General features: G+C 41.9%; 15 protein-coding genes. 7 read left to right on the forward strand and 8 right to left on the reverse strand.

Going from position 1 to position 19,775, the window contains the following annotated elements:
• Positions 1 to 205 precede the first annotated feature (205 nt).
• Together BT_RS10790 and BT_RS10795 are read left to right on the forward strand one after the other, a co-directional pair.
• Complete coding sequence (locus BT_RS10790) at positions 206 to 556, forward strand: hypothetical protein (RefSeq protein WP_011108146.1); 351 nt, start codon at positions 206 to 208, stop codon at positions 554 to 556.
• Positions 557 to 1,021: 465 nt separating this feature from the next.
• Positions 1,022 to 1,531 carry a Crp/Fnr family transcriptional regulator gene (locus BT_RS10795; RefSeq protein ID WP_161800193.1) on the forward strand — a complete coding sequence of 170 codons (510 nt, stop codon included), beginning with the start codon at positions 1,022 to 1,024 and terminating at the stop codon, positions 1,529 to 1,531.
• Here the strand turns inward: BT_RS10795 and BT_RS10800 are convergent.
• Together BT_RS10800 and BT_RS10805 are read right to left on the reverse strand one after the other, a co-directional pair.
• The gene (locus tag BT_RS10800) at positions 1,528 to 4,236 is read right to left on the reverse strand and encodes a putative LPS assembly protein LptD (protein WP_011108148.1); all 2,709 of its coding nucleotides are present in this window, start codon (positions 4,234 to 4,236) and stop codon (positions 1,528 to 1,530) included. The genes BT_RS10795 and BT_RS10800 overlap by 4 nt on opposite strands.
• A 90-nt stretch (positions 4,237 to 4,326) precedes the next feature.
• Entirely contained in the window at positions 4,327 to 4,863 is a 537-nt protein-coding gene (locus BT_RS10805; RefSeq protein WP_011108149.1) for an HD domain-containing protein, read from the reverse strand.
• A gap of 75 nt (positions 4,864 to 4,938) precedes the next feature.
• Here BT_RS10805 and BT_RS10810 point away from each other — a divergent pair, with 75 nt between their 5' ends.
• On the forward strand, positions 4,939 to 6,102 hold the full coding sequence (locus BT_RS10810; RefSeq protein WP_011108150.1) for an exo-beta-N-acetylmuramidase NamZ family protein: 1,164 nt from the start codon (positions 4,939 to 4,941) through the stop codon (positions 6,100 to 6,102).
• Here the strand turns inward: BT_RS10810 and BT_RS10815 are convergent.
• The 5 genes from BT_RS10815 to BT_RS10835 all read right to left on the reverse strand — a co-directional run bounded on the left by BT_RS10815 (position 6,091) and on the right by BT_RS10835 (position 12,065).
• Positions 6,091 to 7,449, reverse strand: a complete 1,359-nt coding sequence (locus BT_RS10815; protein WP_011108151.1) for a purple acid phosphatase family protein — start codon at positions 7,447 to 7,449, stop codon at positions 6,091 to 6,093. The genes BT_RS10810 and BT_RS10815 overlap by 12 nt on opposite strands.
• Before the next feature lie 744 nt (positions 7,450 to 8,193).
• On the reverse strand, positions 8,194 to 9,078 hold the full coding sequence (locus tag BT_RS10820; RefSeq protein ID WP_008764101.1) for an IS3 family transposase: 885 nt from the start codon (positions 9,076 to 9,078) through the stop codon (positions 8,194 to 8,196).
• Positions 9,079 to 9,086: 8 nt separating this feature from the next.
• Entirely contained in the window at positions 9,087 to 9,470 is a 384-nt protein-coding gene (locus BT_RS10825) for a transposase (protein WP_008763908.1), read from the reverse strand.
• Between the two features lie 284 nt (positions 9,471 to 9,754).
• Entirely contained in the window at positions 9,755 to 10,858 is a 1,104-nt protein-coding gene (locus BT_RS10830) for a PDDEXK nuclease domain-containing protein (RefSeq protein WP_011108152.1), read from the reverse strand.
• A 253-nt stretch (positions 10,859 to 11,111) separates the two neighbouring features.
• Positions 11,112 to 12,065, reverse strand: coding sequence for a bile acid:sodium symporter family protein (locus tag BT_RS10835; RefSeq protein ID WP_008759763.1), 954 nt, complete (start codon positions 12,063 to 12,065; stop codon positions 11,112 to 11,114).
• A gap of 80 nt (positions 12,066 to 12,145) precedes the next feature.
• Here BT_RS10835 and BT_RS10840 point away from each other — a divergent pair, with 80 nt between their 5' ends.
• From BT_RS10840 to dnaA, 3 genes are all read left to right on the forward strand, one after another.
• Entirely contained in the window at positions 12,146 to 13,363 is a 1,218-nt protein-coding gene (locus BT_RS10840; protein WP_032840465.1) for an N-acetylmuramoyl-L-alanine amidase family protein, read from the forward strand.
• Positions 13,364 to 13,371: 8 nt separating this feature from the next.
• Positions 13,372 to 14,265, forward strand: coding sequence for an MlaD family protein (locus tag BT_RS10845; protein ID WP_008759761.1), 894 nt, complete (start codon positions 13,372 to 13,374; stop codon positions 14,263 to 14,265).
• A 351-nt stretch (positions 14,266 to 14,616) separates the two neighbouring features.
• Positions 14,617 to 16,029: a chromosomal replication initiator protein DnaA gene (gene dnaA / locus BT_RS10850; protein ID WP_008759760.1), complete on the forward strand. Its 1,413-nt coding sequence runs from the start codon at positions 14,617 to 14,619 to the stop codon at positions 16,027 to 16,029.
• Between the two features lie 85 nt (positions 16,030 to 16,114).
• Here the strand turns inward: dnaA and BT_RS10855 are convergent, their stop codons facing one another.
• Complete coding sequence (locus tag BT_RS10855; RefSeq protein WP_008763940.1) at positions 16,115 to 16,852, reverse strand: NADPH-dependent oxidoreductase; 738 nt, start codon at positions 16,850 to 16,852, stop codon at positions 16,115 to 16,117.
• A 284-nt stretch (positions 16,853 to 17,136) separates the two neighbouring features.
• Between BT_RS10855 and BT_RS10860 the strand changes: the two genes are divergently transcribed.
• Complete coding sequence (locus BT_RS10860; RefSeq protein ID WP_105100225.1) at positions 17,137 to 19,674, forward strand: adenosylcobalamin-dependent ribonucleoside-diphosphate reductase; 2,538 nt, start codon at positions 17,137 to 17,139, stop codon at positions 19,672 to 19,674.
• Positions 19,675 to 19,775: the final 101 nt, after the last annotated feature.

Here is a 19,775-nt window from a genome sequence, read left to right on the forward strand (position 1 = left end):
TCCTATAAAACAAGATTAAATCCAAACACCATATAATATTATCAGTATTTATTTCACTACTACAAAATATACAATGAACTATTGTTCATAAATTCTATAGAATTGAAAATCATTAATTTAAGTTCAGTTCTTTTTCCATAAATAATTCTACCTTTGCTTTGTACTCATGAGACAAAAAATTATCAACCTTTAAACCAAAAGTAAAATGAAACGAACAAATTTATTTTTCGGTTTGGCATTTGCATTATTCTGCTCATTGCCAATGTATGCACAAACAGTATCTGAAGATGTAGATATCAACACTACATCAGAATCTGCAACTCCCAGATTTGTCAACATGTTCATTAATGATAATGGTGCCATTTATCCCATTTACGTACCCAATTTATCTGAAAACACAAAGATTCAGGAAGTTTGGAATGAAGCCTCTGCTATCTTGGGCACAAGGTATTTTGATCTTTACTATAATGGTCAAAAGTTGAGCTTAGACAAGAGTTTCGCTGATTATTGGATCACAGGTAATATTTCTGTTTACCTTGAAGTTAGAAGGCGTTAAGTTAACAATTACTTTTCTTACAGAGAGAGTGTGTTGTCCGGAGCACACTCTTTTAAACAAATACTTTTTCTTAGTCTATTTCTCTCTCTTGCCTAAATAAATTATATATACTATATTGATCAAACACATGCATTTTCATTTCTTCATCGCCAAAATCTGTATTTAATAGACTTTTATCTATTTCGTATCTGAATTCAAATCACAAAATACAAAATTAAGTGATTATATATAAATGATAAATATATTCTTAGATAAATATTCATCATTCATAAACTTAAGTTCATCAACACCTCTATATTTGCATTTTTTATTACTAATACATATTAAACGCATAGCATTTTCCATTACATTTATAACAAAAAGCCTACCATAACTCATAATAAAACGAATAATATGCATAGTAAAAATGATTTCAACATTGAAAATTACATAAAAGCTCTATCCACATACATACCAGCGTCCTCCATGGTCAAACTAAAAAAAGCATATAAAGCCTTCACTTTTACAAAACACCCTAAATCAACTATTCTTGAAAACAGACAACTGAATGATTCATTTTGCATCCTTATATGTGGGACCATAAGACATTACACAATAGATAGTAACACAGCAGAAGAACAAACATTACGATTCACCCTCTCAGGCAATTTACTGTGTCAATATGGAACCGCTACAGAAGCAACAGAATATTTAAGCTGCCTATCTGAATGTACCATTTTATCTGTCTCAAATACAATTTTAGCAGAGATAGGAGAAGAAACAAATTTGAGAATATACTGTCAAAATATTATAAAAGAAAACTTAGAGTTAGAAGTGGCTCTATTAAGAATGCCACCAGAAAAGCGATATATAAAACTATGCAAACAATATCAAAACATATTTCTGACGGTCCCATTAAAATACATTGCGTCATTTTTAGGAATCACTCCCCAAGCTTTATGCAGAATTAGAAAGCGTTTACTAATAACACCCTAATACCACTGAATATTACTTTGCGTCTGACTTCTCTGCTCATATTTCAAGTCTTGAAGAATACTTGCATTAGCACGAATCGTAACATTATAGTATTTCCAACGTCCAAATGGTGAAAGACTGGCAGACAAGTTAAAGCAGTGCAAATCACGAGAAATCGTACAGGAAGTCTGCGTTATTTCCTTCGCTTGGAAATCGTAACCCGAATTGAACGAAAGCGACCAGTTATTGGAAATCTTCACATTACCATTCATATTGATATTGTGAGTATAAGTAAACGGATATCTCATCGAATAGCGATTAATAGGCTTAGTCCTATCTTCACGAATATTAAATGAATAACTGAAACTTAAAGACCAAGGCATCTTGAATACTTGATAACCATCCGGGTCGGCTTGCGCCTTCTCTACTTTCTTGGTCGTAGTTCCATCTTCCGTACCTTCAGAATCTTCTCCGTCTCCATCTTCTGACTCCTTCTTGTCTTTATCCTTCTCGTCTTCCTTCGGACCGAACCACTTTTTCCAGGTATCGTTATTAAAGGTATAGTTAAAAGAAGAACCATACCCCTGAAAACGTCCGAAACGTCCATACGACCATTCAGTTCGATTACCTTCGACCACATTACCACTTTTATCAAACGTATAAGCGTAAGTAGCAAATGATGCATTCATATTGAAAGTATAATTCTTTGTCAGTTTCAGTCGAAGATTCATACTCAAGGGGCTCCATGGCTTTTCCTTTGCAGCCATATTATATGACATATTCACACTCAAATCATCAATCAAGCTGACTTTCTTTAATGTATCCTTCTTAGCATCATAATATTTCATCTCCAGATTATTAGCAATCGAGAAACTAACCGTTCCCGAACCCTCACGTGAAGGGACTCCAAAAGGCTGTCCCGTATAGGGTGAATAATACTGAGTATTTCCGTTATTATCCGTATACTCTTCCCAGTATTTACTAAATGCAGGAGCACCACTGATACCAACCTGCGGAGTGACAACGTGGCGAATCTGTATCTCTTTCTTCTTCATGAAAAGAGGTTTGTACATACCATACAGTTTAGTACTTAAAGACAAACTGGCTGAATAGTTGGAAACACGATAAAAGCCATTAATAGTATCATTCAGATTCTGTTCCAAACGCCCTGTTTCCTCATTATACGTCTGATTTATCTTGCGGGTGTACCAACGCTCCGTATAATTCACCGAAGGATTGACCTGCAAATACTTGAACAGTGTAAAAGTAGCACTGACAGGAATATTATGGTTCATCGCATTTTCCCATCCGCTGATGCCGGTCTTGAACAGACGGTCGTCTTTAGTACGGATACTGTTCGTCAGACGTCCTGTATAGCTGACAGAAATCTTCTCATACCAACGCTCGGCTCCGGCAGCCTTCTTCCGCTTGAAGGGAAACAGACGGCTCAATGTAATATTAAGGTCAGGAAGCGTTACTGCAATGGATGAGTCACGCATGGTCTGCGCAATATTGGTCGTTCCAGACAAGGTCAGACCGATATCGGGGAAACTACGGGAGTAACTGATACTTGATGTCTTTGTATTCTGAGTCAACAACTGGGAGTTATAAAGGTTGTTGATGTTAGATCGTTCGTAACTACTGGTAGAGAAGTTCACACTGGCGGAGAAAGTACTGTTCGGACTTGCCTTGGCATCCTGACGGTGGTTCCACACTACCTTGAAGTCTTTGGCAACCGTATAATCCGGCATTCCTTTGTCTCCGGTCTTGGTCACCTGATAATCCGCCTGCAATGTACCGGAGTATTTGTACCTCTTATTATAATTGGTCAATCCGGAAAGCCGCCATGAACCTTTCGTGAATATATCTCCTGTCAGCTTCAAGTCCATGATGTCACTCATAGCAAAGTAATATCCGCCTTCCGCCAGACCGAAACCACGGCTTGAATCATCCATATACGTCGGCATAATGAAACCCGAAGAATAGCTGCTGGAGAAAGGGAAGAAGAAAAACGGCACAGCCAGCGGCAGGGGAACATCTTCCACCACAAGATAGGCAGGTCCTGTCACTACATTCTTCTTGGGGCGCACTTTGGCTCTTGTCAACTGCATATAGAAGTGAGGATGGTCATGATGATCACAAGTCGTGTAGCGACCGTGCTCCATAAAGATTTCATCATTTGCTCCTTTCTTGGCTCTGCTACCGGTCACATAACCTTCACCCTGTTGAGTGATAATATCGGTGATTCCCGCTTTTTTGCTCTTGAAGTTATAGCTGATTGTTTCTGTATCGTATGCAGTTTCACCTTCTTTAAAGACAGGTTTACCTTTGATCGTTCCCGTCGTGTCTTTAATACCATAGGCGTGTACTGTACTACTGTCCAGATTCATGGAAATCACTTCCGCTGCCAGCTCAATGTTCTGATAGTTGACTTTGCCGCTACCATAAAGCGTAGCGGCACCTCCCAATGTAAAAGTGGTGGAGTCGTTAGATTCATAAATAACCGGTGCATCGAACGGTTGTTTCTTTGTCGGTGCTACAGAGTCAACGCGTACCACAACTGTATCCGCCCCTAACGAATCTTTCCTGTTAAGGGAATCCGTTTGTGCAGTGTTGGAGGCAATCATCCCTCTTCTTCGACGCTGAGACGTAGCCTCATCAGGAAGCATCAGCAAGACAATCAGCAATATGAATGATATAATTATTTTTGCTCTCAATGGCGCCATTAACTAATAGTTTTACGCTTGAAGTGGCAAAAGTACACAATCTTCATCAATAATGCGTGAGAATCTCCGTTATTTAATTATTTTTTAGTGCTATAAAAACAAAGAGCACCACCCATCAAAGCGGTTTAGACCTTCTTCACCATATTTTGCAATGCTTTTCCGGGCTTTTTCTACTGTCTTTTCTTCGTCAAGATGAGTTTTAGAAAAGAATTTATCGGCAAAACAGATTATTTGCTCTTCCAGAGTGACGGGCACCATCTCACGATGAGGAACAGGAAGCTGGCGTTCTATGATTTCTTCCAGTGTCAGTCCGGCTCCGGTGTGACGTTCGCAAACCAGTGCATGGCGTTCAAAACCTTCTTTTCGTAAAAGGTCTGCACCCAGATAGCCGTGCGCGATGTAGGGATGCTCTCCGAAACATTGGATGGTGGGAGCATCGGTCATAAAGATTCCTATATCGTGCAGAAGCGCGGCTTCTCTGACAAAGCTGCGGTTGATAGGTAAGTTAGGATGTGCATCTACAATCTTCAAAGCTTTTTGGGCTACAGAAAGGCTATGTATTAGTAGAATGTGTCGTTGTTCCGTATCCTGCGGATAAAATTTGTCGATGATTTCTATTGGATTCATACTTTTTCACTAGTTATTACTTGTTCCCTTACTGATAAATGATATTTTTGTGCAATATTACAAAAATTTACTGATATGCAAGCCAGAAGTTCCCTCATTCTTTTCTCTCTGTTCATAATACTGTGTTCTACATACGCCAGTGGAAAAGTAATTACGGGTGCCGAGCGTATGGATCAATACCTGCCGTTAATCAAAGGAAAGCGGGTAGGAATGGTGGTAAACCACACTTCCATCGTCGGCACAGAGCCAATTCATCTGCTGGATACTTTATTAAAACAAAAAATCGATATAGTGAAAGTCTTTGCACCGGAACACGGTTTCCGCGGCAACGCGGATGCCGGTGAAACAGTAAAAGACGGAAAAGACAGCCGTACGGGAGTAACCATCGTCTCGCTCTACGGAGATAATAAAAAACCGACTGCCGCCCAACTGAAAGATATCGATGTAATCTTGTTCGACATCCAGGATGTGGGCGCACGTTTCTATACATATATCAGTACGATGTATTATGTAATGGAAGCTTGTGCGGAAAACAAAAAAGAGATGATTATACTGGACCGCCCCAATCCATGCGATTACGTAGAGGGACCTGTATTAAAAGCCGGATATAAAAGTTTTGTCGGAATGCTGCCTTTGCCGGTTCTTCACGGTTGTACTATCGGAGAGCTGGCGCAGATGATCAATGGAGAAGGATGGATGACTACCCAGGCAAAGACTTGTCCGCTGACTGTGATTCCCGTAAAAGGGTGGAAACACGGACAGCCCTATGCACTTCCCGTGAAACCGTCTCCCAACTTGCCCAATGCACAATCCATCCGCCTTTATGCCTCACTTTGCCCTTTTGAAGCAACACGTGTCAGTGTGGGACGCGGAACGACCTTTCCTTTTCAGGTGTTAGGCACACCTAACAAAAAGTATGGCGATTTTGCCTTCACTCCGCGCTCCCTGCCGGGATTCGACAAAAATCCGATGCACAAAGGAGTCACTTGTTATGGCGAAGATTTACGGAACGTAACAGACGTAAACGGTTTCACGCTCCGTTACTTTCTGCGTTTCTACCGTTTATCCGGCGAAGGCGCAGCATTCTTCTCCCGTCCCCGATGGTTTGACTTACTGATGGGAACGGATTCGGTACGCAAAGCGATCCTTAAAGGAGAATCGGAAGAGGAAATCCGTGACAGCTGGCAAAAGGAGTTGCAGACCTACCGTGATATGAGACAGAAGTATTTACTTTACTAAGGAACGGTTCCTCCACTTCTCAGCATTCCGTTCGAACTCTTCGGCTTTCTTTCCACTCAACCTTGCAGGCATTTCAAGTATCTCCGGAATGTCTTTTGCATTGTCAATGATTTGAGTGCCGGAAGCGTTCTTCACAATACGGACATCATCGTACAGTGAGTCATTCTCCAGATAAGCTTGCATCCGGAGCGTGTCTCCCGTCACGTCGATATGCTGGTAGAAACGGCGGTCCGTCCCGAAACGATCATACTTATCATTGAAAGATAGACGGTAACTCTTCGGGGAAGCGTGGCTTACCAGATACAACGGGGTGGTCATTTCGCCCTCATCGTTCTTATTAGTCATACGGGCATAGTTATGCTCATGTCCCTGAAGCACCAAGTCTACTCCATATTCACGGAACAGTCCGTCGAACATCCAGCGTACGGCAAGGTTGTTCGTTTTACCTTTTATAGAATATACAGGATGATGGAGCATGACGATCTTCCATTTCTTTTTCGAAGCCTTCAGCGTTTTCTCCAGCCATTCCCGTTGAGAGAAGAGGAACCAAGGATCACGGTTACTATCCAGCGTGATGATAGTGGCATCGTTGTAATCAATAGAATATACATTATTATTCTTATACCTCGATTCGAGCAGATAAGAAAAGACATAAGCAAATCGTTTCTCCAAAACACGTACCAGTCCTTTTACATATTCATGATTTCCCGGAGAAACCAATATCGGTTTGGTGGGAGCTATGGAATCCACGCTCTGATAGGCTTCATCCCAGTAACAGTTCATCGGACGCTCTGCAAAGTCACCGGCAAACATATAGAAGTCCGCCTGCGGATAGCGATGGCGCACATTTTCCATAAAGCCACGTGTCTTTCCACGCAAAGTATCCTGCACGTCACCTATAAATACAAAGGAGAAATGATCAGTCGAATCGGGTTGCATCGTGAACGAATACCAATCGGATGAGCGATCGTCATTCCATACCCGATAAGAGTAGGAATCGCCATAAGAGAGTTCTTTAAATTTTGCCCAGTTGGCATAACCGAACCCGCCCAGTGTACGGAGAAATTTGGAAGAGCCGTCAACGAGAAGAGTATCTCCGGAACCGATCTTTGTATATTCCAGCTTTGCCTGCTTGGAAACGCCTCCGCACACCCAGCTCACATTACGGGACAGTTCGCCGTCATTTCCGAATGTCAGAAATACCCGTTGCGGGTCTTCCGTCAGCACATAGCGTATTTCAGGGATATTGTGGAACCAGACTTTCCAGCGTATCTTACAAATGACACCACCGGCAATCAATATCAGGAGAACGATGCCCCAAGCTATTTTCTTCTTCGTAATCTTCATTTTTCCGATTTTAAAAACTGGTAGCAAAGATAAATATAGTGTCCCATAAATCGGAAATTATGTCCTTTTTTAACCTTTAACAAATTCACCTCTACATGAGAATTTAAATATCTAAAATTGCTGTCATCTGTCACCAAAAGCTAAATAACACACTGATTATAAGCTAATAAAGAGGTGACAGCAGGGCGTGACAGCATTGTGACAGCACATTTTGTTGTCACAATGCCGTCACGCTTTGCTGTCATATCCTGCTACTATCATATATTGCTCCTTGGAATGATAAATCAAAGAATAGCTTAGTCTAGTTGGTTTCCATGCGATGAAACTATAGTTCCAAAGCATTGAAACCAATAGTTTCAAGCCGCAGAAACTTTAGTTCCAAGCTGAAGAAACCAAAGTTTCAAGCAGAGGAAACTCCAGTTTCAAGACGATGAAACTAAAGTTTCATCAAGCAAAAAACAATTTCTACAATAGGAAACTGATGTGTACTGGTTTTAGTTGACAACTTCGTTTGTTATAACTGAATTAGTTTACTCAATATACTTTAATATCTAAATAGGTTTACTTTTGTTATTCTTATTCCTATGTTAGTTGTCTTTTGTTGGTGCTTGCAAATTTATGCATCTTCCTTTATTTACGCAAGCCTTCTTCAGGAAAATGTAATGTTGCCAACAACCAAAAACTCTTCGGTCGGGGATCGCCCTAGCGGCAAGGGGCGGGACCACCCGTCCCGACGAGCGGGTATTATGCTGTTAATCCTCCCGTTTCGCTGACCACTTCCATAGGTGTCCTCATGTTTATCCCTTGATGAGGCCGCACATGATTATATACATATACAGCATCTTCAATGCGCTTGCTTACTTGCTCGAAGCTCTCATCATCACAGTCGAATAGCCAACCGTTTTTAATGGTGTTGTTCATTCTTTCAGCCAATGCATTATGTAAAGGATCACCACACTGCGTCATACTGATGTTGATTTGATGCTCTTTAAGCCTCTCTACATATTTATTTGAGCAATATTGGACACCCCGGTCGGAATGATGAATAAGAGTGCTCATGTCTATGTGATACTTCTCATAGAATGATATTGCCATCTCCAAAGCTTTCAAGGGCCCCTCCGTCTCAAGAGTTTTGTAAAGCGCATATCCCACGATGGCACGACTTGACGCATCGGTAAGCAACGAGAGGTAAGCCCAGCCCTGACCGGTGTTTACGTAGGTTATATCCGCCACTACCATAGCGCCCAATCTTGTAGCGACAAATTTGGGTGCAACATTCAACAGATCGGGGTAGATATAGTAATTATGGTTCGAATTCGTTGTTTTAGGACGCTTGCGACTTGTACGTTGACACAAACCATTGGAGCGAAAAATGTCATAACAACGATCACGACCGATAACCATCTTTGGTCCAAACTTACTCACGCAGCAGGCGTATAACTCGCGCATACCAGCTTTGGGCATGAGTTCCAACAGTTCTTTGCAGTACAACACGATGCTTGTGGTAAGGATATCAACCTCCAAATGTCGGTTCACATGCTTGTAATAACCTTGTCGGGTTATGCCGAAGTAATCACAGAGGAACTTTATACAACCACGTTTGCGTCGGGATGAGTACCTCTGTGACAAGGTGTCGATTACTTGGCATCGGAGTTTTTTCGTACCTTGATATGATACGTGGATTCAGCAAGATTGATGAGTTCTTCGCACGCCTCGTGACGTAAACTCTCATCAGCAAGAGCCCGATGAAGTTTACGGTTCTCAGCACGCAATAGCGATAGTTCTTTCTGGAGCTCAGAAATACTAGAATCAATAGCATCGCTATTTACTGGTTTAGAGGATCTACCCATATCTTTGTCTTCTATTTGATACTTGTTAAGCCAATAAGTAAGAAGCTTGGCACAAAAGCCGTGACGCTTACAAAACTCAGATTTGCTCTCGGGACTTGATAAATACTCACGAATATAAGACATTCGTTCATCATCACTGTAATAGTTGTACTTCTTTTTCGAATATTTCATCTTTATTTTCGATTTTTGAAGTGTCAACTTATTCAGTACACTACAAACTATCAGCAGTAAGGTAGCTTCAGTCTCTTGTTTTTCTCTTCTTCCACAATTGCCAGCTATTAATAATATTTTGCCACATATTAACACATCACCATACAAATCTGATTATCAGCAAATAAATCCACCTATTACTAATAGCAGGTAACAAAAAAACGAAGAAAATCGCTTAGTGGTGGGCTTCGTGTACAAAGGCAACAAAAGGAAATTACCTGCCAAAAAAGAGATAGGCTTTCGCTCTACAATAACTTTCTCAGTTCCTCAATGTCAGGCAAGGCGTTACGAAGTCGTTCCGGCATATCTTTGGATGTACGGTAAGTAGCGACTCCCATCGGCTTGTTATAATCACGAACTGCAAATTCTACAAAAGTTTGATTCATTTCTCTGCAAAGTATTATTCCGATAGAGGGATTCTCGTGCGGTTTTCTCACATATGAATCCAAAGCGGAAAGATAAGTATTCAGTTGTCCTAAATACGAACTGCGGAATTTCCCGGACTTCAATTCAACCGCCACTAAAGAATTAAGTTCCCGATTGAAAAACAACAAATCAATGAACATTTCCTCTCCAGCCACTTCAACACGATATTGATTGCCTATAAAACTGAAATCCTGCCCAAAAGTCATAATAAACTTCTTCACGTTGGCAACAATCGACTTTTCTACTATCTTTTCGTCTAAATCCTCTTCCTGCTCATCCAGTTCCTCCACATTGATGAAATCAAGCAAGTATTCATCTTTGAATGAACAAACAGCTTTTAGCGCTTGCTTAGTATCAGGCAATGTTTGTGCGAAATTGTTAGGCAAAGTTCCCCGGTGGCTGTACAGGTCTGCTTTTAAGTAATCCCTTAAAGTGTATTTACTCCAATAGCGAATAGCGCACTCATGTATATAAAATAGCCTTGCTTCCAAAGTTTTAGCTTTGGATATTATTTCGGTATGATGACTAAAGCCGATTGAAAAGAAGTCTGACCAGTTAAATTCATCAGCCAGTGGCTGGCGAATTACGCTCAACAGCAATTTTTCATCTAATACCAAATCGCCAGCCAGTGGCTGGCGATTTAGAACAGGTTCCCATTCTTCATAGAAAACTCGCATATTCTTTATATTCGAAGTTGAAAATCCCCTTAGCCCCGGCAATTCTTTTTGCAACAGAGAAGATATTTGCTCTATTGCTCCTTTACCCCAAAAGCCTATACGGGAATTTTTCGACACGTAACGTCCGATGCCGTAATAAAGAGATAGCTGTTCTTTGTTCACCGATGTGGCTGCACGGTACTGGCTGCGCAGAATAGCTTCTTTTATGGTCTTTACCGCTTCTCTATAATTCTGATTTATATCCATTTGCGTTTTGTTATATGCGACAAAAGTACAAAAATAATGCTGGCGAAAAGAAAACAAAGGTGTTTTTCTCTTTTCGCCAGCATACATATTTTGCTGTTCATGGAAGGAACAATGCTCCTACAGCCGAATCATATTCTGTTGAACCATAATGATAGCTATCTATACGCTCCTCTATATAAGTAGGAAAATAGGAAAAACAAAGGAAAAGAGAGATACAAACAACAAATAACTAAATATCAATATCTTATATTCACTATTTTATCTCTTTCTTTCTCTTCTTCCACAACTGCCAGCTATTGATGATATTTTGCCACAGGACATACGAACCGGGAGCAACAGACGATAACGGGTTCAGATAAGTATGCGCCATCCAGATAGCAAGAATCGTATTCTTCTGCCCCAGTGCCTGCCCGCCACTGATGCGGTCATTATAGACCGAGCCGATAGTCTTTCCCAAAAAGAACTGCAAGCAACAGGCAATCAAGGCACCGACCGCAATCATTATTTCCGTGAAACCATCCGCAGGATCGTTCAGTAACGAATACAGGGTCTGAGCCGTCACAATAGCCAAAGAGACCGCCCACAAATAAAAGGCGAGTTCATGATATCCCAGTAACTTCTGATGCACTTTCGGCAGGAATTTACTCAACAGCCATGCTGCAAGGAAAGGGCAGATCAACAAGGGGAACACCTTACTCAAAATAACCCAAAATGCTCCCCAAAAACTTACATCCGGATTTACCTCTATCAAAGGGAAGAGAATAGGCACCGCAATAGCAGCACCGATATTACCCAACAATGTATAAGTAGTCAGACTTGCCGCACTCCCTCCCAACTTGGAAGTAATCACCGCAGCAGCCGTAGCCGTAGGACAAATAATACATACCATCACCCCCTCCGCTACAATCTTATTGAAACGGTAAAGCAATAAATAAGCAAGGAAAGCACCCCCGATCTGAATCAGCAACAACCATGCGTGCAACGGTTTAGGCTTCAAATCATGCGGTGATACCTTACAGAAAGTCAACAGTAACATCGTAAAGATAAGATAGGGAGTCAGAAAAGAAAAGTAGATAAATATCGGATAACCGACAGCACCTACCAGCATCGCAATAGGCAACGTCCAATTCTTCAAAAACTTAAGCATCGTCGTATATTTTTTCTTGGAGGTGCAAAGTAACAGAGATTTCGGGAGAAAAGCTACCATTAAACCGAAAAAAACACAAAACTTAAGTGTAAATCATGAGTTTTCTGCAAAATTCTACTACATTTGCACCGTATTTAAATATGAAACCGCATAGAACCTACATATTATATATATCAATCTGCCTCTGGCTACTTGCTTCTCCCCTATGTATCGGCAATTTATGGGGGAAAGATTTCGTAGTAGTCATTGATGCCGGACATGGCGGTCACGACCCCGGTGCCATCGGGAAAATATCCAAAGAGAAAAACATCAATCTGAACGTCGCACTGAAACTGGGAAACCTGATCAAAAAAAACTGCGATGACGTCAAAGTGATCTATACCCGCAGCAGGGATGTCTTTATCCCCCTGGACCGACGGGCAGAAATAGCCAATAACGCAAAAGCCGATCTCTTTATCTCTGTCCACACCAACGCTCTGGCAAAAAACCGCACCGCCAAAGGAGCTTCTACATGGACACTGGGTCTGGCCAAATCCGATGCCAATCTGGAAGTAGCCAAACGAGAGAACTCGGTAATCCTATACGAAAGCGATTACCAGACCAGATATGCCGGCTTCAACCCGAACTCGGCGGAATCCTACATTATCTTCGAATTTATGCAGGATAAATACATGGAACAAAGCGTACATCTGGCATCACTTGTACAGAAGCAATTCCGCCATACCTGCAAACGGGTAGACCGCGGAGTGCATCAAGCCGGATTCCTGGTGCTGAAAGCAAGCGCCATGCCAAGTATCCTGGTAGAATTGGGCTTCATCTCAACTCCGGAAGAAGAACGCTATCTCAACTCGGAAGCCGGAGCCAACACAATGGCCAAAGGCATCTACCACGCATTCTTAAACTACAAAAGAGAACAGGAGATACGCCTGACCGGAGCCAGCAAAACAATTATCCCAACCGAAGAACCGGCAACAAGCGCTCCGGAACAAAGGGAACTGATGGCCGAAGCAAGTACAACACCCGCCACCGCCACAAAAACAGCTCCCAAACGGCCTATTGTCTCAGAAAGCGCAACCAATGACAGCGAAATAACGTTTAAGATACAGATACTCACCTCCTCAAAGCCTCTTACTAAGAATGACAAACGACTGAAAGGACTGAAGGATGTGGATTATTACAAAGAAAAAGGACTGTACAAATATACGTATGGCGCTTCCAGTGATTACAATAAAGTATTACGCACCAAGCGTACTATCTCGGCACAGTTCAAAGACGCATTCATCATCGCCTTCCGAAACGGCGAAAAGATGAATGTCAACGAAGCGATAGCCGAATTTAAAAAAAGAAGAAATAAATAGAAAATAAAATGAAGTACATTACAAAAGAAGTTCGAATAGGAATTGCAGGTATCGTAGCATTATGCGTGCTTGTCTATGGAATTAATTGGCTGAAAGGCATACATATGTTTCAGCCTTCAAGCTATTTCTATGCCAAGTTTCAGAATGTAAACGGACTGACCAAGTCGAGCCCTGTTTTTGCTGATGGCGTTCGTGTAGGTATTGTACGCGACATCGAATATGACTATGTAAATCCCGGAAATGTGATCGTTGAAGTCGAACTGGACACCGAACTCCGCATCCCGAAAGGAAGTAGCGCAGAACTTGTATCCGAACTGATGGGAGGCGTACGCATGAATATTCTTCTCGCCAACAACCCGCGTGAGAAATATGCCATAGGCGACACCATCCCCGGCACATTGAACAACGGAATGATGGAAAGCGTAGCGAAACTCATGCCCCAAATTGAGAGTATGTTACCGAAACTGGATTCCATCCTCACCTCACTGAACAACATCGTAGGTGACAAGAGCATCCCTTCTACGCTGCACTCTATCGAAACGACTACCGCCAATCTTGCTGTAGTCAGCTCTCAGATGAAAGGACTCATGAGCAAGGACATCCCCCAGCTGACCGGCAAGCTCAATACCATCGGAGATAATTTTGTAGCTATCAGCGGTAACTTGAAGGAAGTGGACTACAGCGCCATTTTCCAAAAAGTTGACGCAACACTCGCTAACGTAAAAATGATTACAGAGAAGTTGAACAGCAAAGATAACACTATCGGACTGCTCTTCAACGACCCTGCTTTATATAACAATCTGAACGCTACCACAGAGAATGCGGCGAGCTTACTGGAAGACCTGAAAGCACACCCCAAACGGTACGTTCATTTCTCTTTATTCGGGAAGAAAGACAAGTAGCAAATCTTTCTTATATAGATTTTATCTAAATAAGCAGGCGGTATATAAAAGGGAGTATAACCTCTGCAAAAGTCTATCTACAGACCGAAATAATATTCCCGTACAAACAAGTGCGGGAAGTATAAAAGAGCAAGAATAAAACGATAAACAACTAAAATACAGATACTTATAATTTTGCAAGAGAGGGGAAACAGACAGTGTTCCAACACAATTCTATAAGTCATTGAAAGTAAACACATTATTGTTTGCCCGAGAAAAACAAGAAAAAGCTAATTTGTTTTTTCCAAATAAGATTCCCAATTTTGCAAACGTAGAAGTTTCGCTTAATTTAATAAATGTATTAAAGTCACTATGATTGAATCAAATCATGTTGTACTTTGGAACCGCTGTCTCGAAGTAATTAAAGACAATGTTCCAGAGACGACATATAATACTTGGTTTGCCCCGATTGTTCCATTAAAATATGAGGACAAAACATTGATCGTACAGATCCCGAGCCAGTTTTTCTATGAAATACTGGAAGAGAAATTCGTGGATTTGCTGCGAAAGACATTGTACAAAGCTATTGGCGAAGGCACCAAGTTAATGTATAACGTCATGGTCGACAAGACTTCGATTCCGAATCAAACCGTGAATCTCGAAGCAAGCAATCGTTCTACAGCTGTTACTCCTAAAAGCATCGTCGGTGGCAACAAGGCGCCCAGTTTCCTGAAAGCTCCTGCCGTACAGGACTTAGACCCGCACTTGAACCCGAACTATAACTTCGAGAACTTTATAGAAGGATACAGCAACAAACTTTCAAGAAGCGTAGCAGAAGCGGTTGCGCAAAATCCAGCAGGTACTGCCTTCAATCCATTGTTCCTTTACGGAGCGTCCGGAGTGGGGAAAACACACCTGGCAAACGCAATCGGTACTAAAATCAAAGAATTATATGCCGATAAAAGAGTATTGTATGTTTCGGCACATCTGTTTCAAGTGCAATATACAGACTCCGTACGTAATAACACGACCAACGACTTTATCAACTTCTACCAGACAATTGATGTATTAATCATTGATGATATTCAGGAATTTGCCGGAGTAACGAAAACTCAAAATACTTTCTTCCATATCTTCAATCATTTACATCAAAACGGAAAGCAGCTTATACTGACTTCCGACCGTGCCCCGGTATTATTGCAGGGTATGGAAGAACGTCTGTTGACCCGTTTCAAATGGGGAATGGTGGCAGAACTGGAAAAACCGACTGTCGAACTCCGCAAAAACATCCTGCGGAACAAGATACACCGCGACGGTCTGCAATTCCCACCGGAAGTGATCGACTATATCGCTGAAAATGTAAATGAGAGTGTACGAGACCTGGAAGGTATCGTCATCGCCATTATGGCACGCTCTACTATTTTCAACAAAGAAATAGACTTGGATTTAGCCCAACATATTGTACACGGCGTAGTTCACAACGAAACAAAAGCAGTTACCATTGACGATATACTGAAAGTAGTATGCAAGCACTTTGATCTGGAAGCATCGGCTATTCACACCAAATCCAGAAAAAGAGAAGTGGTTCAGGCACGTCAGATTGCAATGTACCTGGCTAAGAATTATACGGATTTCTCAACTTCAAAAATCGGTAAGTTCATCGGCAATAAGGATCATGCGACAGTGCTGCATGCTTGCAAGACTGTAAAAGGTCAACTGGAAGTAGATAAAAGCTTTCAGGCTGAGGTACAGGAGATTGAGTCGTTGCTGAAGAAGAAAGCATAATTCAAGTAATAGGTATTAAGTAATAGGTAATATCGAAGCTGCATAAACAAGTGCAGTCCGCATAGCTATTACCTATTACTTATCATTAGAATCCTTGTTGACGAAGCACTTTCAACAAGTTCTCAGACATAAATTCATTGTCTTTCTTTGTATAACGTACATCCGTAAATACTTGTGCCAGAGTTTCTTTCTTATTTTCTTCTATAAACTGTTTATTTTCCGGCAGTGATTCTTTATACTCGTACAAGCGATCGATGTCTTCCGGAGTATAATCATGGTAAACTTCCTGATGCACGGCAGCTTCGAGAGGCAAGCGGTCCACCTGGGCCGGAGTACCGTCCGGATAGCCGACTGTGATCGTCGTAATAGGGAATACCAGTTTCGGCAGTTGAAGTGTATCGATGATCATTTGCGGATTATAAGTAGTCGTTCCCAGATAACAGATACCCAAGCCTGCCTCTTCAGCTAACGTGCAGAAGGTTTGCGCAACCAACAAGGTATCCATAGACGCATTCATAAAAGACATTAAATTATCGTAGCCGGGAACAGCGTTTCTCTGTTCACACCACTTGCTGAAACGGCGGAAATCGGCACAAAAAGTAAGCACGACAGGTGCCCCTTTTACCATCGGCTGATTGAAATGAGCAGGAGAAAGTTTCTCTTTCATTTCTGCATCGCGAGTCACTATAACACTATAAAGTTGCATCCCTCCCATCGTAGAAGCGCGGAAAGAGGTTTCGAGCAAATCATTTAACAAATCAGGAGCAATATCTTTTTGCTGGTATTTCCGGATTGTTCTTCTGTTCTTTACGGTTTCAAACATATCTTTTTTTTGCAAAGATACAAAAAGAAATATTATTTTGCCATATCAATGAAATAATCTAATTTTCTTTTTGGAAAACTTAAAGCCATGAACAAAAAGCAAAGTTATCTGTTAATCAAAGACTTAACAATAACAAACGGAAAACTTAAAGCCTGTTGATAAAATGTTGCATTTTTATTTTGATAGATAAAAAAACATTCTTAGCTTTGCAGCCACATTTGTTACTGATAAGTAAACTTCTACACATTACTTATTAAATAATAAAATCTAAGACACATTGGATCGTGGAAAAACAAATTTATTCTTATGACGAAGCCTACGAAGAATCTTTACGATATTTTCAAGGCGACGAGCTTGCTGCAAGGGTTTGGGTAAACAAGTACGCAGTAAAGGATTCTTTCGGAAACATCTATGAAAAATCTCCGGAAGATATGCATTGGAGAATTGCCAATGAAGTAGCACGTATCGAGGCAAAGTATCCGAATGCACTGACAGCAAAGGAACTGTATGATCTGCTGGATCATTTTAAGTACATCGTTCCGCAAGGAAGCCCGATGACGGGTATCGGTAATGACTATCAGGTCGCTTCACTATCCAACTGCTTCGTAATCGGGGTAGACGGCGCAGCAGACTCTTATGGCGCTATCATCAAAATCGACGAGGAACAAGTACAGCTCATGAAAAGGCGTGGAGGAGTAGGTCATGACTTGTCTCACATCCGCCCGAAAGGTTCTCCCGTTAAAAATTCGGCATTGACTTCCACTGGTCTCGTTCCGTTCATGGAACGTTATTCCAACTCTACCCGCGAAGTAGCTCAGGACGGTCGTCGTGGTGCACTGATGCTGAGTGTGTCTATCAAGCATCCGGATTCGGAAGCCTTCATCGACGCTAAAATGACGGAAGGAAAAGTTACCGGAGCCAATGTTTCCGTAAAGCTGGACGACGCTTTCATGCAGGCGGCAGTTGACGAGAAACCTTATATACAACAATATCCGATTGAATCGGCAAATCCGACTACCACTAAAGAAATAGATGCTTCCACATTATGGAAGAAGATTGTGCACAATGCATGGAAATCGGCAGAACCCGGTGTTTTATTTTGGGATACGATTATCCGTGAATCTGTGCCCGATTGCTACGCAGATTTAGGTTATAAGACTGTATCTACCAATCCATGCGGTGAAATTCCATTGTGTCCTTATGACTCTTGTCGTCTGCTGGCTATCAATCTATATTCTTATGTAGTAAATCCGTTTAAACCGGATGCCTATTTTGATTTCGAATTGTTCAAAAAACACGTTGCGCTGGCTCAACGCATCATGGACGACATCATCGACCTCGAACTGGAGAAGATCGAACGTATCATGGAAAAGATCGATCAAGACCCGGAAGGCGAAGAGGTAAAACATGCCGAACGCAACTTGTGGAACAAGATATATAAGAAGAGCGGTCAAGGTCGCCGTACAGGTGTGGGAATCACTGCGGAAGGCGATATGCTTGCTGCTTTAGGTCTGCGCTACGGAACCGAAGAAGCAACCGAATTCTCTGAAAAAGTACATAAGACAGTGGCCCTCGGTGCCTATCGTTCTTCGGTTGAAATGGCAAAAGAACGCGGTGCTTTCGAAATATACAGCAATGAGCGTGAACAGAACAATCCGTTCATTCAGCGTCTTGCCGAGGCTGATCCGGAACTGTACGCAGAAATGAAGAAATATGGCCGTCGTAATATTGCATGTCTGACGATTGCTCCTACAGGAACAACCAGTCTGATGACACAGACGACTTCCGGTATCGAACCGGTCTTCCTGCCCGTTTACAAGCGCAGAAGAAAAGTAAACCCGAACGATACGAATGTACACGTTGACTTTGTTGACGAGACAGGCGACGCATTCGAAGAATATATCGTATTCCATCATAAATTCGTGACATGGATGGAAGCTAACGGATACGATCCCGCCAAGCGTTATTCGCAGGAAGAGATTGACGAGCTGGTGGCTAAGTCACCTTATTATAAAGCGACTTCCAATGACGTAGACTGGTTGATGAAAGTAAAGATGCAGGGAAGAATCCAAAAATGGGTAGACCACTCTATCAGCGTAACCATCAACCTGCCGAACGATGTAGACGAGGATCTTGTCAACCGCCTGTATGTAGAAGCATGGAAATCCGGTTGCAAAGGATGTACGGTATACCGCGACGGCTCACGTTCCGGAGTATTGATTTCAACCAAATCGGATAAGAAAGAAACTCTTCCTCCTTGCAAACCGCCTACGGTAGTAGAAACACGCCCAAGAGTACTGGAAGCCGACGTGGTTCGTTTCCAGAATAACAAAGAAAAATGGGTGGCTTTCGTAGGACTGCTGGATGGACATCCTTACGAGATATTCACCGGTTTGCAAGATGACGACGAAGGTATCCTGTTGCCGAAAAGCGTAACCAGCGGACGTATTATCAAGAATATAGACGAGGATGGAACCAAGCGTTACGACTTCCAGTTCGAAAATAAACGTGGATACAAGACGACTATCGAAGGATTGTCAGAGAAGTTCAACAAGGAATACTGGAACTATGCAAAACTGATTTCCGGCGTACTCCGTTACCGGATGCCGATCGAGCAGGTTATCAAGCTGGTAGGTTCTCTGCAACTGAACAGCGAGAGCATCAACACTTGGAAGAACGGTGTAGAACGTGCATTGAAGAAATATATTCAGGACGGAACGGAAGCCAAAGGAAAGAAATGCCCGAATTGCGGTAATGAAACTTTGGTCTATCAGGAAGGCTGTCTGATCTGTACCACTTGCGGTGCTTCCAGATGCGGTTAACATGTGACGTATGTTAATTAATATATAAACAAAAGATTAAAAGGAGTCCTAATACGGCTCCTTTTATTTTTTATTCAAAAAAATGTCTTATACTTGCATAG

The organism is Bacteroides thetaiotaomicron VPI-5482 (genome assembly GCF_000011065.1).
Classification (GTDB): Bacteria; Bacteroidota; Bacteroidia; order Bacteroidales; family Bacteroidaceae; genus Bacteroides; species Bacteroides thetaiotaomicron.